21 protein-coding genes are annotated in these 25,549 nt (G+C 63.8%); 9 read left to right on the plus strand and 12 right to left on the minus strand.

Annotated features, from left to right (window positions below):
• Positions 1-42 precede the first annotated feature (42 nt).
• Positions 43-1,965, plus strand: a complete 1,923-nt coding sequence (gene dxs / locus DS839_RS21850; RefSeq protein ID WP_119272594.1) for a 1-deoxy-D-xylulose-5-phosphate synthase — start codon at positions 43-45, stop codon at positions 1,963-1,965.
• Here dxs and DS839_RS21855 read toward each other — a convergent pair.
• Positions 1,962-4,574 (minus strand): hypothetical protein, encoded by a 2,613-nt coding sequence (locus DS839_RS21855; RefSeq protein ID WP_119272595.1) that lies wholly within the window; start codon positions 4,572-4,574, stop codon positions 1,962-1,964. The genes dxs and DS839_RS21855 overlap by 4 nt on opposite strands.
• A gap of 173 nt (positions 4,575-4,747) precedes the next feature.
• Between DS839_RS21855 and DS839_RS21860 the strand changes: the two genes are divergently transcribed.
• A complete protein-coding gene (locus DS839_RS21860; RefSeq protein ID WP_119272596.1) occupies positions 4,748-5,953 on the plus strand; it encodes a trans-sulfuration enzyme family protein in 1,206 nt (401 codons plus the stop codon).
• Between the two features lie 39 nt (positions 5,954-5,992).
• Positions 5,993-7,543 (plus strand): D-aminopeptidase, encoded by a 1,551-nt coding sequence (locus DS839_RS21865; protein ID WP_119272597.1) that lies wholly within the window; start codon positions 5,993-5,995, stop codon positions 7,541-7,543.
• Here DS839_RS21865 and DS839_RS21870 read toward each other — a convergent pair.
• Genes DS839_RS21870 through DS839_RS21885 form a run of 4 tightly spaced genes read right to left on the minus strand, consistent with a single transcriptional unit; the run spans position 7,540 to position 12,965 of the window.
• Complete coding sequence (locus tag DS839_RS21870) at positions 7,540-8,391, minus strand: CDP-alcohol phosphatidyltransferase family protein (RefSeq protein WP_119272598.1); 852 nt, start codon at positions 8,389-8,391, stop codon at positions 7,540-7,542. The genes DS839_RS21865 and DS839_RS21870 overlap by 4 nt on opposite strands.
• Positions 8,392-8,403: 12 nt before the next feature.
• Complete coding sequence (locus DS839_RS21875) at positions 8,404-9,108, minus strand: phosphatidylserine decarboxylase (protein WP_119272599.1); 705 nt, start codon at positions 9,106-9,108, stop codon at positions 8,404-8,406.
• Between the two features lie 51 nt (positions 9,109-9,159).
• A complete protein-coding gene (locus tag DS839_RS21880; protein ID WP_119272600.1) occupies positions 9,160-11,064 on the minus strand; it encodes an ABCB family ABC transporter ATP-binding protein/permease in 1,905 nt (634 codons plus the stop codon).
• On the minus strand, positions 11,061-12,965 hold the full coding sequence (locus tag DS839_RS21885; protein ID WP_119272601.1) for a LysM peptidoglycan-binding domain-containing protein: 1,905 nt from the start codon (positions 12,963-12,965) through the stop codon (positions 11,061-11,063). The genes DS839_RS21880 and DS839_RS21885 overlap by 4 nt, the downstream gene beginning before the upstream one ends.
• Before the next feature lie 118 nt (positions 12,966-13,083).
• On the opposite strand from DS839_RS21885, the gene DS839_RS21890 reads away from it, so the two are divergent.
• On the plus strand, positions 13,084-13,674 hold the full coding sequence (locus DS839_RS21890; RefSeq protein WP_119272602.1) for an LOG family protein: 591 nt from the start codon (positions 13,084-13,086) through the stop codon (positions 13,672-13,674).
• 41 nt (positions 13,675-13,715) lie between these two features.
• On the opposite strand, the gene DS839_RS21895 is transcribed toward DS839_RS21890, so the two are convergent.
• On the minus strand, positions 13,716-14,657 hold the full coding sequence (locus DS839_RS21895; RefSeq protein WP_119272603.1) for a homocysteine S-methyltransferase family protein: 942 nt from the start codon (positions 14,655-14,657) through the stop codon (positions 13,716-13,718).
• Between the two features lie 111 nt (positions 14,658-14,768).
• On the opposite strand from DS839_RS21895, the gene DS839_RS21900 reads away from it, so the two are divergent.
• The gene (locus tag DS839_RS21900; RefSeq protein ID WP_119272604.1) at positions 14,769-15,806 is read left to right on the plus strand and encodes a GlxA family transcriptional regulator; all 1,038 of its coding nucleotides are present in this window, start codon (positions 14,769-14,771) and stop codon (positions 15,804-15,806) included.
• 77 nt (positions 15,807-15,883) lie between these two features.
• On the opposite strand, the gene DS839_RS21905 is transcribed toward DS839_RS21900, so the two are convergent.
• From DS839_RS21905 to cysS, 6 genes are all read right to left on the minus strand, one after another.
• Complete coding sequence (locus tag DS839_RS21905) at positions 15,884-16,183, minus strand: addiction module antidote protein (RefSeq protein WP_119272605.1); 300 nt, start codon at positions 16,181-16,183, stop codon at positions 15,884-15,886.
• Positions 16,184-16,185: 2 nt separating this feature from the next.
• Positions 16,186-16,482, minus strand: a complete 297-nt coding sequence (locus tag DS839_RS21910) for a type II toxin-antitoxin system RelE/ParE family toxin (RefSeq protein WP_119272606.1) — start codon at positions 16,480-16,482, stop codon at positions 16,186-16,188.
• Positions 16,483-16,553: 71 nt separating this feature from the next.
• Positions 16,554-17,492 (minus strand): EamA family transporter RarD, encoded by a 939-nt coding sequence (rarD, locus tag DS839_RS21915; protein WP_119272607.1) that lies wholly within the window; start codon positions 17,490-17,492, stop codon positions 16,554-16,556.
• Positions 17,493-17,568: 76 nt separating this feature from the next.
• Complete coding sequence (gene rarD / locus DS839_RS21920; protein WP_119272608.1) at positions 17,569-18,489, minus strand: EamA family transporter RarD; 921 nt, start codon at positions 18,487-18,489, stop codon at positions 17,569-17,571.
• A gap of 76 nt (positions 18,490-18,565) precedes the next feature.
• Positions 18,566-20,167 carry a citramalate synthase gene (cimA, locus tag DS839_RS21925; RefSeq protein WP_119272609.1) on the minus strand — a complete coding sequence of 534 codons (1,602 nt, stop codon included), beginning with the start codon at positions 20,165-20,167 and terminating at the stop codon, positions 18,566-18,568.
• On the minus strand, positions 20,164-21,495 hold the full coding sequence (gene cysS, locus DS839_RS21930) for a cysteine--tRNA ligase (RefSeq protein WP_119272610.1): 1,332 nt from the start codon (positions 21,493-21,495) through the stop codon (positions 20,164-20,166). The genes cimA and cysS overlap by 4 nt, the downstream gene beginning before the upstream one ends.
• Before the next feature lie 269 nt (positions 21,496-21,764).
• Here cysS and DS839_RS21935 point away from each other — a divergent pair, with 269 nt between their 5' ends.
• The 4 genes from DS839_RS21935 to DS839_RS21950 are packed head-to-tail and all read left to right on the plus strand — an operon-like array spanning position 21,765 to position 25,519.
• Complete coding sequence (locus DS839_RS21935; protein ID WP_368911828.1) at positions 21,765-22,622, plus strand: DMT family transporter; 858 nt, start codon at positions 21,765-21,767, stop codon at positions 22,620-22,622.
• A complete protein-coding gene (locus tag DS839_RS21940) occupies positions 22,619-23,527 on the plus strand; it encodes a DMT family transporter (protein WP_119272611.1) in 909 nt (302 codons plus the stop codon). Before DS839_RS21935 ends, DS839_RS21940 begins: the two co-directional genes overlap by 4 nt.
• A 42-nt stretch (positions 23,528-23,569) precedes the next feature.
• Complete coding sequence (locus tag DS839_RS21945; protein WP_119272612.1) at positions 23,570-24,451, plus strand: DMT family transporter; 882 nt, start codon at positions 23,570-23,572, stop codon at positions 24,449-24,451.
• Between the two features lie 60 nt (positions 24,452-24,511).
• Positions 24,512-25,519 carry a zinc-dependent alcohol dehydrogenase gene (locus DS839_RS21950; protein WP_119272613.1) on the plus strand — a complete coding sequence of 336 codons (1,008 nt, stop codon included), beginning with the start codon at positions 24,512-24,514 and terminating at the stop codon, positions 25,517-25,519.
• The last annotated feature ends 30 nt before the right edge of the window (positions 25,520-25,549 follow it).

A 25,549-nucleotide genomic window follows, 5' to 3' on the forward strand; every position in this document is an offset into this window, starting at 1 on the left:
GGGAATTGCACGCTCCTCCCCCGCCGCCTAAGTAGTCCCCCGATGACCAGTTCCACCCCTCTGCTCGACACGGTTAATGATCCCGCCGACCTGCGCCGGCTCATGCCCTCGCAGCTCGCCCAAGTGGCCCGCGAGCTCAGGGCCGAAACCATCGATGCCGCCGCCAAGACCGGCGGTCATTTCGGCGCCGGTCTCGGCGTCGTCGAGCTCACCGTGGCGCTCCATTATGTGTTCGACACGCCACGCGACCGGCTGATCTGGGATGTCAGCCACCAGTCCTACCCGCACAAGATCCTCACCGGCCGGCGTCCCGGCATCCGCCAGATCCGCCAGCGGGACGGGCTCTATGGCTTCACCAAGCGCTCGGAAAGCGACTATGATCCGTTTGGCGCGGCCCACAGCTCGACCTCCATCTCCGCCGGCCTCGGCATGGCCGTGGCACGCGACCTCAAAGACCGCGACAACCACGTGATCTGCGTCATCGGCGATGGGGCGATGAGCGCCGGCATGGCCTATGAGGCGATGAACAATGCCGGGGCCCTCGATACGCGGCTCATCGTCATCCTCAACGACAACGGCATGTCGATCGCCCCGGCGGTGGGCGCCCTCACCAACTACCTCTCCTGGCTGGTCTCGTCGCGATCCTTCCTGTCGCTGCGCGATATCGCCAAGCAGCTCGCCATGAAGTTCCCGCGCACCTTGCGCACCGCCGCAGAGCGCGCCGACGAATATGCCCGCGGCATGCTGACCGGCGGCACCTTGTTCGAGGAGCTCGGCTTCTATTATGTCGGCCCGATCGACGGCCACAATATCGATACGCTGGTTCCTATCCTGCAGAATGTGCGCGATGCCAGGCAGCTCGGGCCGATCCTCGTCCATGTGGTGACGGAAAAGGGCAAGGGGCATCCCTTCGCCAAGCCCGACCGGGAAAAATACCACGCGGTTCCCAAGTTCAATCCCGCCACCCTGGAAATGGCGACGAGCGTCTCCAACGCGCCGAGCTATACATCGGTCTTTTCCAAGGCGCTGATCGCTGCGGCCGAAAAGGACGAGAGGATCGTCGGCATCACCGCCGCCATGCCGTCGGGCACCGGCCTCGACAAATTCGCCGCCCGGTTCCCGACCCGCATGTTCGATGTCGGCATCGCCGAGCAGCATGCGGTCACCTTCGCCGCCGGCCTCGCGGTCGAGGGCTTCAAGCCGTTCTGCGCCATCTACTCGACCTTCCTGCAGCGCGCCTATGACCAGATCGTCCATGACGTCGCCCTGCAGCGCATTCCGGTGCGCTTCGCCATCGACCGCGCCGGACTCGTCGGCCAGGACGGCCCGACCCATGCCGGCAGCTTCGATGTCACCTATCTCGCCTGCCTGCCCGATTTCGTCGTCATGGCCGCGGCCGATGAGGCGGAACTCGTCCATATGGTGGCGACGGCCGCCCAAATCGACGACCGGCCGTCGGCCTTCCGCTATCCGCGCGGCGAAGGTGTCGGCGTCGACCTTCCCGACAAGGGAATTCCGCTCGAGATCGGCCGCGGCCGCATCCTGCGCCAGGGTACGAAGGTGGCGCTGCTTTCCTTCGGCGCGAGGCTCCAGGAATGCCTGAAGGCGGCCGATCATCTGCAGAGTCTGGGCCTTTCGGCAACGGTCGCCGATGCGCGCTTCGCCAAGCCGCTCGACGAGGATCTCATCCGCCGCCTCGTCCATAGCCATGAGGTCCTGGTGAGCGTCGAGGAAGGCGCCATTGGCGGCTTCGGCACGCAGGTCCTGCACTACCTGGCGCGTGGCAACCTTCTCAATAGCGGCTGCCGCATCAAGACCATGCATCTGCCGGACCGCTTCGTCGCCCATGGAGCGCCGAAGGAGCAATATGAGGATGCAGGCCTCACCGAGAAGGCGATCGTGGCGGAAGTGATGGCGGCTCTCGGCGACGGCCCCCGCTCGCTCGACTTCAAGACCCTGGCCTAACGCTCGTCATCCTCGTCAGCCTTGCTCTTGCGCCTGGGTGCCGTCCATACCCGCAATTGCGGCAGCAGGATGAAGCAGCCGAGCAGGCTCAGGCAGATCGCGACGAGGAGAAGCTTGCCGAACTGCTGGACCGCCGGCAAAGGCGACAGAATGAGCGGCGCAAAGGCGGCGAGCACCAGAAAGGCCGAAAGCAGCAGCGCGCGGGGGCGTGACGATATGAGCGGCCCCTGACCCGGCGGTTGAGCGCCATACCAGCTTTCGGCCAAGGCCGCGGCACCCATCGTGAAGCTCACCAGCAGGACGAAGATGGCGAGGCTTTCCGGATAGAGGTGGATGCCCATCATGGCGGCGATACCGAGGCCGAGCAGCGTCGTCGTGAAGACCGGCAGCCAGATGCGCGCCGCCTTGCGCAGATTGCGGAACAGAGCGAGCGGCAGGATCACGGCGATGAGCAGAAAGGCGCCGAGAAAGAACGGCATGGCGGCGCGCATGACGGCGAGCCGGTCGGCCTCGATCAAGGCGGCGCCGGCAACCCGGGGCGTCACGCTGCGCATCGCTGCGGCAAATGCTTCGATGTCGTCGGGCCGGCGCGGCTGCACCTCGATGCGCCAGAGACCGTCGCGCGAGACATATTGCCGGTAGATCGCGGGATCGAGGCGCTCGACCGTCAAGGGCTCGAGGCGGGACAGGCGATCGATGCGGTCGAGCAGCAATTGCAGCCTGACGAAGAAAGTGCGCTCGAGCTGGCGCAAGGCCGAGGGCGGCGCCGGCCCGTTGCCGTCGAGCAGCAGCAGCGACCGGCGCAGCTCGTTGGCGGCGCGCGCCAGCTCCGGCGTCGCTGCGGGCTCCGCGGCGATGCGGCGCAGGCCATCCTCGAGCTTCACGATCTCGGCGCGCAAAAGTTCGTCCGGAATGTCCTCGACGGCGTTGGTGTTGCGCGGGAACACGCCCTGGAGCCTCGCCAATATGGCGCGCTTCTCGGCCTCTCCGGTAGGCAGAAAAGCCTCGACCCAGCGCACGCCTTCCACTTCCGGAAGGACGGCCAGCCGGCGCACCAGGGAGCGGGCGGGATCGCCGGGTTCCGCCAATATCTGTCCCGACGCCAGGAGCGACGGCTCGCGCGTCGAAAGCTCGCGGAACAGGCGCTCGGCCGGCGTGTTGCCGTTCCGCGTCACGGCCGAGGGGCTCTCGAAGTGAAAGGCCGGCACCAGCATGGCGCACAGGACCGACACCGCGATCAGCGTTGCCGCGAGGCCGCGGCGCAGCGCCCACCAGCTATAGGAAGCGGGCCGCGACATCAGTCCGTCAAGCCAATGGCCGCGATCGTCCTCCTCATCGGTGGGATCGAAAATGAGCGGACGCTGCAGCGACAGGAGAGCGGGCAGCAAGGTCATCACCGCGAGGAAGATGACGGCGCTCATGATGGCGAGAATGATCATGAGCTTCTTGAGCGCCAGGAACTGGCCGCCGATGAGGGCGAGCCCGATCAGCGATATGCCGGCGAGCCAGACGAGCAGCGGCAATCCCAGCGCCTGGGCGGCGAGCATCAGCGCGGCGCGCTTGCCGAGCCCCCCATATTCGGCTTCCTCGGCGCGCAGGATCAGGCCTATCGCGGAAAGGCCGAAGAGGCCGGTGAACAAGACCGGATAAGTCAGGCTCACCCGGTCGAAAAAGCCCACGACGGCGAGCGCCAGCGCGGTCACGATGACGATGCTGATCGCCGCCACCAGGAGGACGATCATCACCGGCCCGAAGCGCGACAGGCCAAAGCCTAAGATCACCAAGAGGACGACGCTCGACAGCAAAGCCGGCAGCAGCAGGACTCGGATATTGACCGGCGGCGACAGGGCACGCAGGACCGGCCGGCCGGTCAAGGCCACCGACACCCGGCCATCGAGCTCGGTCACCAGAAGGTCGGCGAGGCGGCGCGCCTCGTCGACCGCGTGGCGCATCGGATCGGCATCGCCGGTCGCCACGGGGTAGCCCACCACATACCAGCGCGTGCTCTCGATGCTGACGCCATGCTCGATCAGCGCAAGCCAATCGAGGTCACGCCGCTTGCCGGCGATCTGGGCTTGCACCGTCTTGGAGGCATCGATGAAGAGCCCGGTCAGGCCCACGGGCGAGCGGCCCTCGGCAACCGCCTTGGCGACCTGGTCGGCGAGCACGGCGAGGCCGGTCAGATTGGGCGAAATTGACAAGGCCTGGAACAAAGGTGCCGAGCGCTCGATCCGGCTCACCATGCCGGTGACCGCCTCCTCGCTCAGATAGAGGACGCCGTTATCGTCGAAAAACCGCCCCGTGCCGGGTGCGAAGACGTTGCGGAACACCTTCGTCTGTTCGGCCATCCTAGCGGCCATGCGCTCGGCCCCGGCGCGCGCCACGGCCGGGTCCTTGCTGTCGATGACGGCAACGATGCTTTCGCTGGGCTCGGGGAACTCGGCATTGAGCCGGTTCTGCTCATCCGCCAAGGTCGGGTCGGCCGAGACCAGGTACGCCTCCTGCAGTTCGACACGGAAGGTCATCGCCGCGAAGACGAAGGCCGGGATGGCCAGCGCGATCCACAGGCCGATGACGACCAGCGGGCGGCCGCAGGCGAAACGCGCCATCCTGGCAAAGATATTCGGCCGTATCCGCCGCGGCGGCCTTCCGGCCTGCGGCGGGTAGCGGTCCTCCCAGTTTCGGAAATTTGGCGCCTTCTCGGCCAAGACCGGCGAATCCCCTAAAAAGTGGCATCCCCAACTCAGTCCTGTTACAGCTTGTCCAAAATGAGGGCAACTCCATGAAAAAGAAGAAAAATCGCCAACAGGGCATGCGTACGACCGCAATTCACGCCGGCGAGGGCATCGATCCGGTGAGCCGGGCCTCCTCGCCCAACCTGGTGATGTCGGCCACTTTTGCCCCGACCGAGGCCACCGGCTTCTCGGCGCGAAACCGGCAAAACTATGAGGGCTTCGTCTATGCGAGGCTCTCCAATCCGACGGTCAAGCAGCTCGAGGACAAGCTCGCAGCCCTCGAAGGGGCGGAATCCTGCCAATGCTATGCCTCAGGCATGGCCGCATCGAGCGCGCTCATGCTGGCGCGTCTCGGCAAAGGCGACCATCTCGTCATCTCGGACACGAACTATGTCGGCACGGCCGAACTGGTGCGCGACACCCTGCCCCGCTTCGGCATCGAGGTGACGCCCGTCGACATGTCCGATCTTGCCATGGTCGAGCGCGCCATAGGCCCCAGGACGCGCATGCTGTGGGTCGAAACGCCCGCCAATCCGATCATGCGGCTCGCCGATATCGCAAGCCTCGTCAAGCTGGCGCGCGCCAGGAAAGTGCGCGATGTCGCCGTCGATTCGACCTTCGCCTCGCCGATCGGCACGCGGCCGCTCGCCCTCGGCGCCGATTTCGTGGTGCATTCGCTCACCAAATATATCGGCGGCCATGGCGATGCGATGGGAGGCTCAGTGCTCGGCCGCAAAAGCGATCTCGACGCCCTCAATCTCGAGGCGACCGTGCATTTCGGTGGCGTGCTCTCGCCCTTCAATGCCTGGCTCATCCTGCGCGGGGCAGCGACATTGCCGATCCGCATGAAGGCGCATGAGGAGACGGCCCTTGCGGTCGCGAAATATCTCGAAGGCCACAAACGCGTGAAGCGCGTCTTCTATCCGGGCCTTGCCTCCCATCCCCAGCATGAGCTGGCGAAGAGGCAAATGACGAATTTCTCCGGCATGATGACTTTCCAAGTCAAGGACGGGCCGGCGCTCGCCAAGCGCATGGTCGAGAAGCTCGAGGTCGTGCACTATGCCGTCTCGCTCGGCCATCACCGGAGCCTCATCTACTGGATCCCGACCGCCGACCTGATGCGCTCGACCTTCCGTCACGAGGGCGAGCTCCTCAAGCGCTATCGTGATTTCGCCGGCGACGGCGTGTTCCGTTTCTCGGTCGGGCTTGAAGACGCGGAAGACATCTGCGCCGACCTCGACCAGGTGCTGTGACGCGACGCTCTCTCCCTCCGTCAAAACGAAAGGCCTCACATGTCCGATCTCCGCCGCATCCTCGATGAGCTTCCCTTGCATTTCAAAGGTCCCGGCGGCGCCGTGGCTGTCGTCAAGGATGGCGCGGTCGTCGCGCGCCAAGCCTGGGGCTATGCGGACCTCGCGCGCCATCAGCCTTTCACGCCGCAGACGCTCTTTCCCATCTGCTCGATCAGCAAGCAATTCACCTGCGCCACCTTGCTCGACCAGCTGGGCGACCCGGCGCGGCTCGATCAGGCGCTCAAAGCGCGCCTGCCGCTCCTGCAGGACAAGCCGCCTAGTGTCCGCGATCTGTGCAACAACCAGTCGGGCCTGCGCGACTACTGGGCGCTCACCGTGTTGTGCGGCGCCAAGCCCGAAGGCGAGTTCCGTCCCGCCGATGCCAAAACCCTGATGGGCCGCACCCGCACGCTGCATTTCCCGGCGGGCCAGCGCTATTCCTATTCCAACGGTAATTTCCGCCTCGTCTCGGATCTGATCGAGGACCATGTCGGCCGGCCTTTCGCCGAGATCCTCACCGAGCGGATCTTGCGGCCGGCCGGGATGGAAACCGCGTGCTTCAATCCCGAGACCGGCGACATTCCGGGCGGCGGGATCGGCTATGAGGGCGACAACGACTTCGGCTTCATCCCGGCGGTCAACCGCATCAACTGGACGGGCGATGCCGGCATCGCGGCCTCGCTCGACGACATGATCGCCTGGGAGCGTTTCATCGACGCGACACGCGACGATCCGGAGGGACTCTATCGGCGCCTGGCGGTCAAGCCGTCTTTCGCCGACGGCACGCCCGCCCGTTACGGCTTCGGCCTTGCCCATATGGAGAGCGAAGGCGTGGCACTCACCGGCCATGGCGGCGCGCTGCGCGGCTGGCGCAGCCAGCGGCTCCATGCGTCGGCTGAGCGGCTGTCTGTCGTCGTCCTGTTCAATCACCAGGCCAACGCGCATGAGGCCGCCTTCGAGGTGCTGCGCTCCGCACTGGGTCAGACGCCGCCGGCCAAGCCGCGGATCGCCTATGACGCGGCCTGGACGGGCGCCTATCACGATCCCGACACCGATCTCCTGCTCGACATCTCGCCGGAGCGGGAGAAAGGCCAGGTCATCGCGCGCTTCACCACCAATGCCGACCTTCTCGATCTGACGAGCGAGAGCGAGGCCTCCGCCCCCGACGCGATGCTCAAGCGCGACGGCGATAACGTTCATATGATCCGCCCGGGCGACAATCTCAAAACCACGGCGAGGCGCGTCGCGGGAACCGCAACTTCCGACATTAGCGGCGTGTTTCACAGTCCCGAGCTCGATGCCGATTTCCATATCGTGGCGCAGGGCAGCGCCCTTTTCGGCAGCTTCGAGGGCTTTCTCGGCAAGGGCGCGATGCAGCCCCTCTATCCGGTCGGCACCGATCTCTGGCGCATGCCGTGCCAGCGCTCGATGGATGCCTCGGCGCCGGGCGACTGGACGCTGCATTTCGAGCGCGACACGGTCGGCAAGATCACCGCCGTCACCGTCGGCTGCTGGCTCGCCCGCAAGGTGCGATTCGAGAAACGTGGCTAAGCGGTCGACGGTCTCTCGGCCTCAGCCTCGCTGCTGCGCTTCTCATACTCTGCCTTGTGGCGGCGGTAGGAGCGAATGCCGAAGGGCAGGAGCGCGATATAGAGGAGCGACATCGCGGTCAGCATCTCCCAGGTGAAGGCGATGAGGCTGACGATGACCAGCGCCGCGACGCCGAGCAGCGGCAGGACGAGGTCGCGGCTGATGCGCGAGCCCAAGGTCTTGGCCGAGAAGGTCGGCACCCGGCTCACCATCAGAAGCGCCACGGCGGCGATATAGGGCAGAACCAGCCAGGCGACCGTGTGGCCGTCGGGAATGAGGCCGAGGAAGCCCAGATACATCGGCGCCATGGCAAGACCGGCACCCGCCGGCGCCGGCGCGCCTGTAAAGAAATTCATCATCCAGGCCGGCTTGTCGGGATCATCGATCGCGACATTGAAGCGCGCCAATCTGAGCGCGCAGCAGATCGCGAGGCAGAGCGCCACCAGCCAGCCCAGGCTCTTCAGCGCATTGAGCGACCACAGATAGATCAGTATCGCGGGCGCCACGCCGAAATTGACGAAGTCGGCGAGCGAGTCGAGCTCGGCGCCGAAGCGCGACGTGCCTTTGAGGAAGCGCGCGAGCCTGCCATCGATGGCATCGAGCACGATGGCGAGGATCACCGCGCCGACCGCGAGCTCATAGCGCCCTTCCATGCCGAGACGGATGGCGGTCACGCCGCTGCACAAAGCCAGCAGCGTGATGAGATTGGGCACCAAGATGCGGATCGGCACCTGCTTGAAACGGCGCAGGCGCTGCTCGCGATGGCTCTTGCCGATCGCTTCTTCTTCAATACCTGGGAAATTCGCCATGGGGCTATCTCCTCAATTGCGCCGGCCGGCGCGTTCTGCTTCCGTTGAAGCGAGATCGGCGAAGACCGTCTCGCCCGCCACGGAGCGCTGCCCGACGACGACCAGCGCGTTGACGCCCGCCGGCAAATATACATCGACGCGGCTGCCGAAGCGAATGAGGCCGAAGCGCTCGCCCGATTTCAGCATGTCGCCGTCATTCACGAATTTCACGATGCGGCGCGCCACGAGGCCGGCGATCTGCACCACGCCCAGCCTGCGGCCGTCATCCAGCTCGAGCGTCAAGGCCTGACGCTCATTGTCGGCGCTCGCCTTGTCGAGATCGGCGCTCAGGAACTTGCCCGGCACATAGGCGATATGGGCGATGCGGGCATCGACAGGCGAGCGGTTGATATGGACGTCGAAGACATTCATGAAGACCGAGATGCGGGTCACGGGTTCGCGCGCAAGATCGAGCTCCGGCGGCGGCACGACGCTCTCGATCGCGCTGATGCGGCCATCGGCGGGCGAGATCACGAGCCCCGGCTTCAGCGGCGTCACCCGATCGGGATCGCGGAAGAAATAGGCGCACCAGCAGGTCACGACCAGCGCCAGGAGGGCCAGGAACTCCCAGTCGAGCCAATAGAAGAAGAGCGTGACCGCCGCCGCGATGGCGACGAAGCGCCAGCCCTCGCGATGGATGGGCACGAATGTCGAGCTTATGGAGTTGACGAGTGACATGGTGTTCTCGAATACAGCCTATCCTAGCGGCCCGGTGAAATACAGCAGCGGTCAGTTAACGACCCGTAACATGACCTCGTCCTCGTCTTCGGGCTCATGCAGCTCGCCTTCCTCATGCTCGATATCGGCAAGGCGGCGGCGCGCCTCCTCGGCCTCGCGCTGGCGATTCCACATGGCGGCATAAAGGCCGCGCTCCCTGAGGAGCTCCGCATGGGTGCCGCGCTCGGCGATGGTGCCTTGATCGAGAACGATGATCTCGTCGGCATCGACCACGGTTGTCAGGCGATGGGCGATGACCAGCGTCGTGCGGTTGCGCGACACTTGTGCCAGCGCGCTCTGGATCTCGCGCTCGGTCATCGAATCGAGCGCCGAGGTCGCCTCGTCGAGAATGAGGATCGGCGGCGATTTGAGGATGGTACGGGCGATCGCCACGCGCTGCTTCTCGCCGCCCGAGAGCTTCAAGCCGCGCTCGCCGACCATCGTCTCATAGCCCTTGGGAAGCGACATGACGAAGGCATGGACCTGCGCCAGGCGGGCCGCGTCCTCGACATCGGCGTCGTCCGCCTCGGGCCGGCCATAGCGGATATTGTAGCGCACCGTGTCGTTGAACAGCACGGTGTCCTGCGGCACCATGCCGATCGCGGCCCTGAGCGTCTTCTGGGTCACCTGGGCGATGTCCTGCCCGTCGATCAGGATGCGGCCCGCGCCGACGTCGTAGAAGCGGAACAGCAGGCGCGAGATCGTCGACTTGCCGGCGCCAGAGGGCCCGACGATGGCGACGGTATGGCCGCTCGGCACGCGGAAGGAAAGATCGCGCAGGATCGGGCGCCCGGCGTCATAGGCGAAGTCCACGTGGTCGAAGACGATCTCGCCCTTGGCGGTGCGCAAGGGAACGGCGCCGGGCCGGTCCTTGATGTCGGCATCGACCTCGAGAAGCGCGAACATCTCCTCGACATCGATGAGCCCCTGCTTGATCTCGCGATAGACCGAGCCGATGAAGTTGAGCGGCATATAAAGTTGGATCATCAGCGCGTTGATCATGACGAAATCGCCGAGCGTCATGCTGCCGGCATGAACGGCATAGCCGCTCATCAGCATGGCGATGGTTAGGCCTATGGCGAAGAAGAAGGCCTGGCCGGCATTGAGCACCGCGAGCGAGATCCAGGTCTTGACCGAGGCCTTCTCATAGCGCTCCATGGATTTGTCGTAGCGGCGCGCCTCATGCTCCTCATTGCCGAAATATTTCACCGTCTCGAAATTGAGCAGGCTGTCGATCGCCTTGGTCGAGGCGTCGGTATCGGCGTCATTGGCGGCGCGGCGGATATGGATGCGCCATTCGGTGGCGAGATAGGTGAAGGCGACATAGGCGGCGACCGTCAGGGCGACGACCAGCGCATAGAGCCAGCCATAGGAGCGCGCCAGGATGGCGCAAATGAACACGAGCTCCAGCACCGTCGGCAGCGTGTTGAACAGCGAATAGCGCAGTATGGTGTCGATGCCGTTGGTGCCGCGCGAGATGATGCGCGACAGGCCGCCGGTGCGCCGCTCAAGATGGAATCTGAGCGACAGCGCATGCAGATGCCGGAAGGTGCGCATGGCGAGCTCGCGCACCGCGCGCTGGCCAACCTTGGCGAAGATCGCATCGCGCAGTTGCGCGAAGGCCACCAGCATCACGCGGCCGACGCCATAGGCCAGGATCATGAAGACCGGCACCACGACCAGCGCCGGCACGCCGTTCTTGAGGGTGAGCGCGTCGACGGCATATTTATAGGCAAAGGGAGTGAGAACCGTCACTACCTTGGCCAGCACCAGTGCCGTGATGGCGATGACGACGCGGATCTTGAGATCCGTGCGGCCCGCGGGCCACAACAGCGGCATGATGTCCTTGAGGGTCAGCCAAAGGCTACCGTCACCACGCCCCAAAGCAGCGCGGTGCGAAGTGGGCTTCCGCCTCATTGCGCGGCGCCGCCCTCGGCGCTGGTCAGCGGATCCTTGCGCTTGGGGTCGATCTGCTCGGGTGGTGCCGCACCCGGAATGGCGAAGATCTGTCCCGGATAGATGCGACCCGGATTGCGGATCTGATCCTTATTGGCCTGATAGATCACGGTGTAGTTCTTGCCGCGTCCATAGATCACACGCGACAGCTTCCACAGATTGTTGCCCGGCTGGATGACGACTTTGCCCGTGCGCGGCTGGTTAGGGTCGATGGCCTTGGCCGCCTGCTCGGCCGCCGCGGTCGCCGTCACCTCCGGTTTCTTGTCGCCGGCGGCAGGCTGATCGGCTGCCGGCCCTGCGGCCTCGGGCTCGGCGGCTTGCTGCGGCTCAGCCTCGGCGGTCTTGGCCGGCGCGGGCGCGCTTGCCTCGGGCTGCTGCGGTTCGGTCGTCGTCTGCTGCTCGGCCGTCTGCTGCTCGGCCGTCTGCTGCTCGGTCGTCGTCTGCGGCGGTTCGGAAGTCTTCGGTGATGCGCTTGCCTGAGCTGACGGCTCGCTCGTTTTTTGCGCAGGCGGCTCGGCAGTCGCCGTCTTGGGCTGCTCGGCCGTCGCGGTCTTGGGCTGCTCGGCGGTCGCCGTCTTGGGCTGCTCGGCAGTGGGCTGCGGCTCGCTCGTCTGCGCCGGCTCCTGGGCTTCCATCTCCTCAGGCTGCGCTTCCACCGCCTCGGTCCCTAGCGGTGAGTTCAGTTCCGCGACGGCTTCGGCATTTTCGCGCAGGAAAGGCAGCTCGATGCGGGCAATGACCTTGCCGCCCGTGTTGATCTGATCGGCGCGCAGATTGTGCGTGCCGGGCGCAATGATGTCCTTGCCGGCGAATGACCAGCTGCCTTGCGAATCGACGATGGCATCACCGACGGGCCGGTTGTCGACATAGAGGCGGACAGCCGTTCCAGGCTTCGCCCGCCCGGAAAAGATGATGTCGCCCTTGTCGTTGTAATCGACTGCATCGAGCCTGAGCGGGATATTTTCAGCCGTCTTGGCCGGCGCGGCCGGCGCCGTTGCTTCGGGGGGCTTCACGGCCTCGGGGAACACCTCGGTCTTGGCCACGTCCGTGCCCTGGTCCGCGGGCTTGGCGGGCGGGCTGGCTTCTTCCGGCTTCTGGACCGTGCCGGCCGGCTCATCGGCTTTGGGCGGCTCTACGGCCGTCTGCGCCGGCTCGGCGGGTTTTTCGGGCGCCGTCGGCTGGCCGGGGGCCGGCTCAGCCTGTGGCTCCGATAAGGACGCCTGCTCCTGATCCCCGCCGGCCTGGAGAACCTTGGTCGCTGTTCCCGGTTCCGTCAGCGCCACCATGGCCTGCTGGCCGGGTTTTTCCGGAATTGCGACCGCAATCGACTGCTCCGCGGTCACGGGAGCGGAATCGGCCGCCTTCTGCTCGATGGTGATCTCATGCGCGCCCTTGGGCAAAGGCTGGTCGGGAACCACGACCCACGAGCCATCGGGACTGGCGATACCCTTGCCGATCACCTCATTGCCGAGCTTGAGAGCGATTTCGGAACCGGGCTTGCCCCTGCCCGCCACGATGGCCTGGCCATCGCTTTCGACTCTGACCGTATCGAGCTCGGGTTCGGTGCCGGCCGCCGTCTCCGCCTTGGGCGGCGGCTCGGGGGCTGGAATTGCGGCCATTTCAGTCGGTTTTTCGGGAGATGGGCTCGTCTCTTCGGCGGCCGGCTTCTGGGATGCACCAGCCGTTTGCGCCGGTTTCTGGGTCGCGCCTGACGTATCGGACGGTTCCTGGGCCGCACCTGCCGCTTCCGCCGGCTTCTGGGCATCCGGACCGCCGCCGGGCCAATTGGTCATATTGAGCCCCGCCAAGGCGGCGAGCGTCGCCAAGGCGGCGCCGGTGAAAACTGCAAGCGGGTTTTTCATTGTCGCGGTTCCGTATCTAGCCCTGTAAATAATGAATTACCGGCGAATCTGCAAAGACTAAGCAATGGGGTCAGCTTGACGGACGGCCATCGCGCGACCAAATGGATATAGGAGAATCATGCGGCATCTTTGTGTTTATTGCGGCTCGGGACCTGGGCGGAACCCGGCCTACATGGCGGCGGCGCGCGCGCTCGGCGGACATATGGCCGATCAGGGCATCGGCCTCGTCTATGGCGGCGGCAGCCTCGGCCTCATGGGCGAAGTCGCCCGTTCGGTCATCGCCGGGGGCGGCCACGTGGTCGGCATCATCCCGGAATTCCTGGTCAACAAGGAGCGGATGCTCACCGAGGTGAACGAGCTCATCGTCACCGCCAGCATGCATGAGCGCAAGATGACGATGTTCGAACGCTCGGACGGTTTCGCGGCGCTGCCCGGCGGGCTCGGCACGCTCGAGGAACTGGTCGAGATCTCGACCTGGGCGCAGCTCGACCGCCACGCCAAGCCGATCATCATCTGCGATATCGACGATTACTGGGCGCCGCTCATCACGCTCATCAACCATATGCGCCAGGAGAAATTCATCCGCGAAGGCCTCGAGCTCAAATTCGACGTGGTGAAGTCACCCGGCGAAGTCGTCTCGGTGTTCGAAGACCGGCTCAAGCAATCGACGGCGAAGGTCCCGCAGGAGCCGATCCGCAAGACACTGTAGGTGAGCGCGCGAAACCTCCGCGCACCCACCCTCATTACATTCTATGCCGCGAGGCATGCATCCGAGATCGCCGTCAGATGGCGATGGTCGGTGCCGCAGCAACCGCCCAGGACCACGAGATTGGGCAGCTTGGCGCGCAAGGCGCTGTAGCGGGCGCCGAGATTCTCCGGGTCCCCGATGTCGAGCTCGGTCGCCGCATCGAGCTCGGCATGGCTCTTCGCCGATGAGTTGGCGCGCAAGCCCCGGATGCGCTTGAGCCAGGCGCCGGCGCTCAGCACGTCTTCGAAATGCTCGGGATGCGCGCAGTTGATCATGTAATAGATCGGGTAGTTTCCGCTCACGCGATCGACCGTCTCGATCGCCTCGCGCAGGCTTTCGCCGGACGGCAGCCTGCCGTCGGTCTCGACGGTGAAGGAAATGACCAGAGGCATTTTGTGGGCCTTGGCGGCGCGCATGATGCCCAGAGCTTCGTCGACATAGTTGAGGGTCACCGCCGTCACCATGTCGGCTTCGCTGTCGCTGAACACCTTCATCTGCATCGTGTGATAGGCTTGCGCTTCCTCGGCACTCATCCGCGTTTCGACCTTGTAGCCGTCGCCGCGCGGCCCGATCACGCCATTGATGACCAGAGGCTCGACAAGACCGGCATAGTCCTGGCGCAGTCCGACCAGGAAATCGACCGAGAGACGATTGGCGGCGATGAGCCTGTCGGGCGAGAAGCCGAGCTTCTCCGCCCAGTCGGGACTGGCGCGCCAGGTCGGCGTATCGAGGATGAAGCCGACCTGCTTGAGCTTCGCCAGCTCGATATAGGGGCGGAAGTAGTTCTTGAGCTTCTCGCGGCCGCTCTCGGTGGTGATCAAGGGGAAGGAGGCGAAATAGGATAGCTCGACGCCTTCGAGGAAGACGAGCGTCGTTTCGAGACCGCCGTCGGTCAGGAAAACGCCGCCCTTCAGCTGCGGCAAGGCCTGGCGATATTTCGACATGCATAAACTCCATCAAAATTGGCCGGCAGGGACCGGCGAAGGCGCGTCGACCTAGCGTAAAGACGCGGTGCCCACTAAGGTTATTCCGGCAAGGAACCGGTCATTTCAGCCATGAAAGCCCATAGTGACGCCAATCGCCCACTCAACGTCGCCCTTCTGGCCCTACCAGAAGTCACCGGCTCGACACTGCACGGCATGTTCGACCTCTTCGCCTCCGCCGGGCGCGATTGGGCCTATCTGACGGAGGGGTGCCAAAAGGAAGGAGCGGCCAAGCCCTATATCGTGGCGCGGGACAAGGTCCCGGTCGCTGCCTTCAACGGCGTCACGATCACACCGCATTACGCACTCGATGATTGTCCGCGGCCTGACATTCTGTGCGTCTCGGATTTCTTCATCCCGCCCTGGGAAAGCTGCGCGGGGCGGTTTGAGCCCGAAGTCGCCTGGATCAAGCGGTGCTACGAAGCCGGCACGGCCGTCGCCTCAGCCTGCTCCGGCGCGCTCCTCTTTGCCGAAGCCGGCATCCTCGACGATCAGGATGCGACGACGCATTGGGGCTTCTGCGAGGCCATGGCCAAGATGTATCCGCGCATCCGCGTGCATGCCGGCCGCACGCTGGTCGTCAGCGGCAACGACCAGCGCATCTTCATGAGCGGCGGCGGCACCAGCTTCCAGGATCTCGCGCTGTTTCTCATCGCTCGCTTTATCGGCGTAGGCGCCGCCGTCGAGGTCGCGAAGGTGTATCTGCTCGACTGGCACGATGCCGGCACACTTCCCTATGCGGGACTGGTCACGGCCAAGCAGGCGAGCGATGCCCAGATCGCCAAATGCCAGGAATGGCTCGCCGACAACTACAAACAAGGCACGCCGGTCGCCACCATGGTCGAGATGAGCGGCCTGCCCGAGCGCTCCTTCAACCGGCGGTTCTCCCGGGCCACGGGGCGGTCGCCCATGGATTATGTGCAATCGCTGCGGCTCGAGGAAGCCAAGCAGATTCTCGAGACGACCGACCTCTCGATCGAGGCGGTGGCACATGAGGTGGGCTACGAGGATTCGAGCTCGTTCAGCCGCCTGTTCCGGCGCAAGACCGGCATCACGCCGGCACAATATCGCAAGCGCTTCGCCGCCTTGCGGCAGGCGCTGCAGGCCTGACGCGATAGCCGGCGTCCAGAGACTCTGCCGATTGGCTATTCCAGGGTAGCGCCCTGCACTGATCGCCGAGTGAGGACTCAGACATGAGCTTTCGCTGTCAGCTCCATTCTCAACGCCTTCATGACTGCAATCGTCGTTTTCAGCGTCGGATTGCCGTTTTCACTGAAAGAACGATAGAGCTGCTCACGGGAAAGCCCTGTCTCTTTCGCGATCTGCGCCATGCCTTTGGCGCGAGCGACCACACCAAGCGCGTGCGCGATGTAGCCTACATCTTCGGTCTTGAATGCTTCTTCCATGAACACGGCAATTGCTTCATCTGAGTTGAGGTCCTCAGCCGGATCATAGGCAGTCAGTTTTTGCGCTCGTGTTCGGCTCATATTTACTCCTTCAATGACTCAGCCAAGCGCTTCGCCGTCTTGATGTCCTTGGCCTGCGTGCTCTTGTCACCACCACAAAGCAGTATGATGATGAACTCGCCCCGCTTCTGAAAATAGATGCGATAGCCGGCGCCATAGTGGATGCGCAATTCGCTGATCCCCTCCCCGACCGGCTGCACATCGCCGGCATTTCCTTGAGCGAGACGATCAAGTTGGGACGCGATCATCGCCCGAGCACGTTGATCCTTAAGCTTCGTTCTCCACTTTTGGAAAATCTCGGTCTGCCTGAGCTCGATCACGCATGTAGTTTGTAAACTACAAAGAGCCACCTGTCAAGCGTATGAATCGTACTCGCATCGGCACCACATGATTAAGCTTGCGCCGGCTCCTCGGCGACCTCGAGCCTGCGGCCTGTGCGGATCGCCGCATATGAATAGATGGCGAGCGCCGCCCAGAGCATGGCGAAGGACAGCCAGCGCCAGAAATCCATCGGCTCGCCGAAGATGAACACCGCGGTGAGGAAGACGAGCGAGGGCGAGATATATTGCATCAGTCCAGCGGTCGAGTAGCGGATGCGCTTGATCGCCGCGGCGAAGAACAGGAGCGCCCCCGCCGTGAGCGCGCCGCAGCCCATCAGCATCAGCGTATAGAAGGGCGTCGTCAGGAATGCCGCCTGTCCGGTTTCTCCCATCCACAGCGCGACAGCGAGAGCGGGGAGAAAGAGGATCAGCACCTCGATGAAGAAGCCTTGCGTCGCACCGACATCGACCGTCTTGCGGATGAAGCCATAGAGACAGAAGGTAGCCCCCAGCATCAGGCCGAGCCACGGCACGACGCCGAGCGCGATCGTCTGGATCACCACCGCGGTGACCGCGATCGCGATCGCGACCAGTTGCGTGCGCGTAAAGCGCTCGCCCAGGAACAGAGCGCCCACAACCACATTGAGAAGCGGATTGATGTAGTAGCCAAGGCTCGCCTCGATGGTGCGCCCGTTCTGGATGGCCCAGATGTAGAAGCCCCAGTTGAAGACGATCAGAAAGCTTGTCAGCGTCAGGGTCGCGACAATCCGCGGCTTCGCCAGAGCGCGGCGCACATCGTCGAACTGGCCGAGGAACCATATGACGGCAAAGGCGATGACGAGCGACCACAGGCCGCGATGCACCGCGATCTCGACCGGCGAGACCTTGTCGATCAGCTTGAAGTAATAGGCCATCAGGCCCCAGAAGATATGGGCCGTGATGCAATAGAGGATCCCCTTCTTGGCCTCGGAAAGGCTCGTGGAGGAAATCGGCTGATCGATGGCGGACATGGGCGGCGGGTTTACCGGGATAAGGCCTCTCGGACCACCCGGAACACGGCATGGGTCACATGTATAAGGTGCACCCTTACGCCGGGGCGGGTTCGCGCATCTGCTCGAGGGCCGAATATGAATAGATGGCAAGCGCCACCCAGAGCAGAGCGAAAGCGAACCAGCGCCAGCCGTCCATCGGCTCGCCGAAGATGAAGACAGCCGTGAGGAAGACGAGCGAGGGCGAGATATATTGCAGCAGGCCCGCGGTCGAATAGCGGATGCGCTTGATGGCCGCGGCGAAGAACAGAAGCGCGACCGCCGTCAGGACGCCGCAGCCCATCAGCATCAGCGTGTAGAAAGGCGTCGTCAGGAACTTCGCCTCGCCGGTGCTGTCGAGCCAGAATGCCATGGCGAGCGAGGGCACGAAAATCACCAGCACTTCGATGAAGAAGCCTTCGGTGGCGCCGACCGGCGTGGTCTTGCGGATAAGGCCGTAGAGGCAGAAGCTCGCGCTCAGCATCAGGCCGAGCCAGGGCACTATCCCTGAGGCAATGGTCTGGATCAGAACCGCGACGACCGCGAGGATGATGGCGACCAGCTGAAGACGGCTGAAGCGCTCGCCCAGAAACAAGGCGCCGGCCACGACATTCATCAGCGGGTTGACATAGAAGCCGAGGGTCGCCTCGATGGTGCGGCCATGCTGGATCGCCCAGATATAGAAGCTCCAGCCGAAGAGGATCAGCAAGCCGGTGAAACACAAGGTCAGGAGAATGCGCGGATTGGCCATGGCGCGGCGGACATTGTCGAACTGCCCCAGATGCCAGATGACGGCGAGCCCGACGACGATCGACCACAGGCCGCGATGAACCGCGATCTCGACCGGCGATGCGTCCTCGATGAGCTTGAAATAGTAGGCCATGACGCCCCAGACGACATGGGCTGCCACGCAATAGGCGACGCCCTTTCTGGCCTCGGAAGGGCCGTCGGCAAAGGCAGGCCGATCGATGGCGGACATGATGGCGGTTTACCGGGCCTTGGCCTCGTGGACCACCCGGAACACGGCATGGGTCGCATGTTTGGCGCGCACGCCTTTAGGCCGCCAGGGCCACCTGTTCGCGCAGCAGTTTGAAGACGATCGAATCCGACAAGGCCTGGAAGGAGGCATCGACGATGTTGGGCGACACGCCGACGGTGAACCAGCGATTGCCCTGGCCATCACGGCTTTCGATCAGAACCCGGGTCGTCGCTCCCGTGCCGCTGTTGAGGATACGCACCTTGAAGTCGGCAAGCTCGAGATCGTCGATGAAGCGCTGATACTTGCCGAGGTCCTTGCGCAAGGCGACGTCGAGCGCGTTGACCGGGCCATTGCCTTCGCCGGCATTGATGAACACCTCGTCATCGACCTTAACCTTGACCACCGCCTCCGACACGGTGACGAGCTCGCCCAGCGCATTGTGCCGGTGCTCGACGATGACGCGGAAGGAGAGCACGTCGAAATAATGCGGCACGGTGCCGAGCATGCGGCGCGCCAGAAGCTCGAAGGAAGCGTCCGCTCCGTCATAGGCATAGCCTTGCGCTTCCCGTTCCTTCACCTCGCGCAGCAGCGCATCGAGCCGCGTATCGGATTTGTCCACGCTAAGCCCGATGCGCCCAAGCTCGGCCAGAAGATTGGACTTGCCCGCCTGGTCGGAGACCAGCACGCGGCGGCGATTGCCGACACTGTCCGGCGTCACATGCTCGTAGGTCTCGGGCTCCTTGACGATGGCCGAGGCATGGATGCCGGCCTTGGTGGCGAAGGCGCTCCGGCCCACATAGGGCGCCTGGCCGTTCGGGTTGCGGTTCAAGAGCTCGTCGAAGGCCCGCGAGACATGGGTCAGGGTCGCGAGCTTGTCTATCGTCACACCGGTCTCGAAGCGATCGGCGAATTCCTTCTTGAGCACGAGCGTCGGGATGATCGACACGAGATTGGCGTTGCCGCAGCGCTCGCCGATGCCGTTGAGCGTGCCCTGGACCTGGCGCACCCCCGCCTCGACCGCGGCCAGCGAGTTGGCGACGGCCTGCTCGGTGTCGTTATGGGCATGTATGCCGAGGTGATCGCCCGGAACGGTCTTGGTCACGGCACGCACGATCTCCCCGACTTCCCGCGGCAAGGTCCCGCCATTGGTGTCGCACAGCACCACCCAGCGGGCGCCGGCGTCATAGGCGGTCTTCGCCACTTTCAGCGCATAGTCCGGATTGGCCTTGAAGCCGTCGAAGAAATGCTCGCAATCGAGCAGGACTTCCCGTCCGAGCAGCTTCGCATTCTCGATCGATTCCCGGATGGTGAGGAGATTTTCCTCATTCGTGGTCTCGAGCGCGACGCGGACATGATAGTCCCAGGATTTGGCGACGAAGCAGATCGCCTTGGCCTTGGCGCGCAAGATATCCTGGAGGCCCGGGTCGTTGGACGCCGAGCGGCCCGGCCGCTTCACCATGCCGAAGGCGGTGAAGGTCGCCCGGGTCGGCCGGTCCTCGGCGAAGAGCGCCGTGTCGGTCGGGTTGGCGCCCGGATAGCCGCCCTCGATATAGTCGAGACCGAGCCCGTCGAGCATGCCCATGACCACGAGCTTGTCCTCGAGCGAGAAATCGACGCCCGGCGTCTGCTGGCCGTCGCGCAAGGTCGTGTCGAAGAGATAGAGGCGCTCGCGTGTCATCGCTTCACCTCCCAGCTCGTCGTGCCGTCCTTGTTGTCCATGACGACGACGCCCAAAGCGTCGAGCTCGTTCCTGAGCCGGTCGCTCTCGGCCCAATTGCGCGCGCCACGCGCTTTGAGGCGCGCCGCGATCAGCTCGTTGACCTTGTGCTCATCGATCTTGGCGGCCTTGTCCTCGACATGCTTGCCGGTGAAGCCCAGCGCATTGAGCGTCGCGCCGAGCTCCGCCTGGAAATTCGGCCGGTCGAGCGTATGCAGCTCGGCAATGGCGCGCGGCGTGTTGAGGTCGTCGCACAGGGCTTCGAGCACGGCGGGCGAGAAGCGCACATCCTCGGTGAGGCGTGCTGAGGCGGAATTATAGAAGCCGTCGAGGATGCGGCGGCTCTCCTCGAGTCCCTTCACCGTCCAGTCGATCGGCTGGCGGTAATGGGTGCGCAGCATGTTGAAGCGCAGGATCTCGCCCGGCCAATCCTTGAGCAGCTCGTTGATGGTCAGGAAATTGCCGAGGCTCTTCGACATCTTCTGGCCGTCGATCTGCAGGAAGCCGTTGTGCATCCAGACATTGGCCATGACTTTGAGGCCGAAGGCGCAGCGCGTCTGCGCCACCTCGTTCTCGTGATGCGGGAAAATGAGGTCGATGCCGCCGCCATGGATGTCGAAGGTCTCGCCCAGATGCTTCCACGACATGGCCGAGCATTCGATATGCCAGCCGGGCCGGCCCCTGCCCCACGGGCTGTCCCAGCCCGGAAGATCGGGGCCTGAGGGCTTCCACAGGACGAAATCCATCTCGCCCTTCTTGTAGGGCGCCACGTCGATGCGGGCGCCGGCGATCATGTCGTCGAGCGGGCGGCGCGACAGCTTGCCGTAATCCTTCATCGAGGGCACGTCGAAGAGCACATGGCCTTCCGCCACATAGGCATGGCCCGTGGCGATCAGCTTCTCGATGATGGTGATGATCTCAGGGATCGTGCCGGTCGCGCGGGGCTCATGCGTCGGCTCAAGCACGTTGAGAGCGGCAATATCCTCATGGAACTGGTGCGTCGTGCGGCTCGTCAGCTCGCCGATCGCGACGCCTTCTTCCTTGGCCTTGGCATTGATCTTGTCGTCGATGTCGGTGATGTTGCGCACATAGGTGACGTGCTCGGCGCCATAGAGATGGCGCAAGAGCCGGAACAGCATATCGAAGACGATGATCGGCCGGGCATTGCCGATATGGGCATAGTCATAGACGGTCGGGCCGCAGACATACATGCGGATCGCCTTGGGATCGATCGGCTTGAAGACGTCCTTGGCTCGGGTCAGGGTATTGTAAAGTTTCAGGGTGGCCATAAGCTTCTCTGGGGCTTGCCGGCCCGGAGGATCGCTTTGATCGAAATTGAGGAAAAGCGGCCGCCAGCCAGCGTTTGTGCGCTAGGTGCAAATAATAATGCCGCACATGTGAACGGCATATTTCCGGGCGGTTGTCATGGGCTGGCAAAATGGCCGAACTGTCCCCTCCCGTCAAGCCTGACCAGTTCCGCAGGGTTGATATGACCTTTCGGCCCTAGCCGGGCCTTGAATTTCCCCCTTAAGGTCGCTGAAACAGGAGAGAATCGGGCTTGCCGCAGCAGTCGACAGCACAAGCGGCCATCTGGATGGGAGGATGGCTTGTCAATACACTTGCGCTCAGCGTCGCCGGCCGCGAGCTCGGTCACGATATCCCGGTCTTCGTGACCATGATCTTCCGCAGCGTGATCGCGGTCGCGATCCTCACCCCGATCGTCCTCTATTACGGCGGTTTCAGCGGCCGCTTCACCAATCTCAGGCTCAATATCGTCCGCAACATCGTGCATTACGGCGCGCAGTATTCGTGGTTCATGGCGCTCGCCCTCATCCCGCTCGCCCAGGTCGTCGCGATCGAATTCACCATGCCGATCTGGGGCGCCCTCATCGCCGCCCTGTTCCTCGGCGAGAAGCTCAACCGCTTCAAGCTCACGGCCATTGCGCTGGGCTTCGTCGGCATCCTGCTCATCGTCAAGCCGGGTACCGCGCATATCGATGAAGGCCATGCCGTGGCGCTCCTGGCGGCGGTCGGCTTCGCCATCTCGGTCGCGATGACCAAAATCATCACCCGCACGGATTCGGCGCTCACCGTCATCTTCCTGATGTTCCTGATCCAGACGGTGATCGGCGCGGTGCCGGCCTACCTCGTGTGGAAATGGCCAGAGCCGCACAACTGGGTATGGGTCGCGGTGGTCGCCCTCGCCGGCACCTTCTCGCATTACTGCCTGTCGAAGGCGATCTCGCTCGCCGACATGACGATCGTGACCCCCCTGGACTTCCTGCGCGTGCCCTTGACCGTGCTCGTCGGCTACTGGATCTATCGGGAAGGCTTCGACTTCTATTCGATCATCGGCACCCTGCTCATCCTGGGCGCCAACACCCTCAACCTCTTCAAAGCCAGGCAAACCGCATGAGCAGCGATGCCCTTCACTTGAACAGGGATGCCGTCGCGCACCACCGCCTTGGCCTGGCGCTGGTGGCGCTTGCCGCTCTGTTCTGGTCGACCGGCGGCATCTTCGTGCGGCTCATCACCACCGATCTCATGACCATGCTGTTCCTGCGCGGCGTCTTCTCGGGCTCCGCGGTGCTGCTCGTCTATCTCTTGCTCGAGGGCAAAGCGGGACTGATGCGGCTGAAAAGCCTGTCGGCGCCGGTCTTCGCGGTGGCCGCCCTGTCCGCCATGAGCATGATCTCAGGCATCGGATCGATGCGCTTCACCACCATCGCCGAGGCGCTGATCATCTATGCGACCGTGCCGTTCATGACGGCCGCCCTTGCCTTCTTCGTCCTGCGCGAAGTGCCGAGTCTCAGCACGCTCATCGCCGGGGTCGTCGCCCTCGCCGGCGTTGGGATCATGCTCAAGGATGCCTCATGGGACGGAAGCCTGTTCGGCAAAGGCCTCGCCGTCTTCATGACGCTCGGCATGGCCGGGATGACGACGATCATGCGGCGGCATCAGGATGTGCCGATGCTGCCGGCGATGGCGCTTTCCGCCTGGATGTGCTCCTCGATAACCTTCTGGTTTGCCTCTCCCTTGTCGGTCACCGGCCAGGACCTTCTCCTCATCGCGCTCTTCGGCATCGTGCAGAATGCGACCGGCCTCGTGCTCTATGCCATCTGGTCGCGCAAGATCCCGGCCGCCGAAGCGACCTTGATCGCAGCGCTCGAAGTTCCTTTCACGCCTCTATGGGTCTGGCTTTTCCTCGGCGAAGTGCCGGCCGGGACCGTGCTTATCGGCGGTGGCATCGTCATGCTGGCGCTCTTCGGCCATATCCTCACCGAAATGAGGCCCAGACGGGCTTTGCCGCCGCCCGTCTGATCCTGACACGGTCTGGCAGCCCGATGCGGGATACTGCACCGCATGCGCAGCGATGAGAATCAGCGATATCTGGGCTGGATATTGGTCAGCCTTTCGGCCGTCGCCTGGTCGACCGCCGGCTTCTTCACCCGCCTCATCGATGAAGACGTCTGGACGATCCTGTTCTGGCGCGGCGTCTTCGGCGGCCTCGCTTTCCTGGTGATGACGGCGGTCCATCACCGCGGCAAGGTCATCGCGGCCTATGCGAGCCTCGGCGGCATGGGTCTGCTCCTGGCCCTCAATTGCGGGCTCGGCATGATCGCCTTCATCGGCTCGCTCATGCTGACGACGGTCGCCGATGTCTATGTGATCTATGCCACCGTGCCCTTCGTCACCGCGGGCGTCGCCTGGCTCATCCTGCGCGAGAAAGCCTCGTGGAGCGTGCTCGCGGCGAGCCTGCTCGCGGTTGTCGGCGTGGTGGTCATGCTGACCGGCGCACGCTATGGCGGCAGCCTGCTGGGCCAGTTCGTCGCCTTCCTGATGACCCTCACCATGGCGCTGATGGCCGTCATCTTGCGCTGGAAGCGCGACATCCCGATCATGCCGGCGCTCGGCCTTTCGGCCTGGATCACCGCCATCGTCGCCTTCTGGTTCTCGGATCCCTTCGACGTCTCGTCCTTCGACCTTGCCATGCTGGCGCTTTTCGGCGTGACCCAGAGCGCACTCGGCCTCGTGCTGTTCAGTCTCGGCTCGCGCATGATCCCGGCCGCCGAGGCGACGCTGCTCACTGCCCTCGACGTGCCCCTCGCCCCTTTTTGGGTGTGGCTCGTTTTCGGTGAAGTGCCGAGCCCCTATACGCTCGCGGGCGGCATCATCGTGCTTCTGGCCGTCGCCGGCCATATCTGGCATGAGATGCGCAAGGAACCGGCCCTGGCTGCGCCATAGCGCACTTGCAAAATTCCACGACGCCAGGGCCGCTTCGCGCAATTTGGAAGAGGCCACAACATGAAGGTTGTCAGACTCTACTCGAAGAACGATCTCAGGGTGGAAGAAATCGAAGCGCCCGATGTGCTCGCTCCGCTTGAGGTCAGGGTCAGGGTTCTGGCAGCCGGCATCTGTGGTTCGGACATTCACAACTTTCGCACCGGCCAATGGATTTCAAGGAGCCCGTCGACTGCCGGACACGAATTCGCCGGCATCGTAACTCAGGTTGGCGATTCCGTTTTGTCGCTTCGCGTCGGAGACCGGGTGGTCGCTGACAGTCGTGTCGTTTGCGGCCGGTGCAGAAATTGTGTGGAGGGTTATCCCCAGATCTGTGAAAAACTGGGGTTCGTGGGTGAGGTTGTCGATGGAGGATTTGCCGAGGAGGTCGTCCTCGATTGCGCATTGCTCCACAAGGTGGACGAATTTGCGGACGCAAGAGTGCTCGCGATGGCGGAGCCGACCGCGGTCGCATTGCATACGCTCAAACGCCTGGCAGCCCCTGCGGACTCGGCCATTTTGATCGTTGGCTGCGGCCCCATTGGTGCCATTTGCGGTATCCTGGCTCGACATCGCGGGCATCGTTTGCTGCTTGCAGACAAATCCCCGGATCGTGCGAGCCTGGTGGCGCGGATCACAGCCGGTCAAGTGATCGATCTCCAGGCGGCCACGCAGCCGCGAGACCTTCCGCGCTTTGCAATCGATGCTACCGGATCACCTCCGGTCGTTTCGCAGTTGGTGCACATCATGCCTGGCGGTGGCGCGATAGCCCTGGTTGGGCTGGGCTCTGGTGATTTAAGCATCAGCGCCAACCTCCTCGTGGAAAAGGAGATCAGGCTGACGGGCTGTCACGCCTTCAATGACGAATTGCCGGGGGCCATCAGGGCCTGCCAGGAATATTCCAATGACTTTTCTGCAATCTTGGATGCCGAGATTACGCTGGACGACGTGCCGCGAGCATATGAATCCATAATCGCCGGAAGATCGAAGGCACCAAAGACCATAATTAGGCCCAATCCAGTATCGGGATAAGCTAACCACTGCCCCATGAAATCGTAATTT

The organism is Taklimakanibacter deserti, assembly GCA_003574785.1.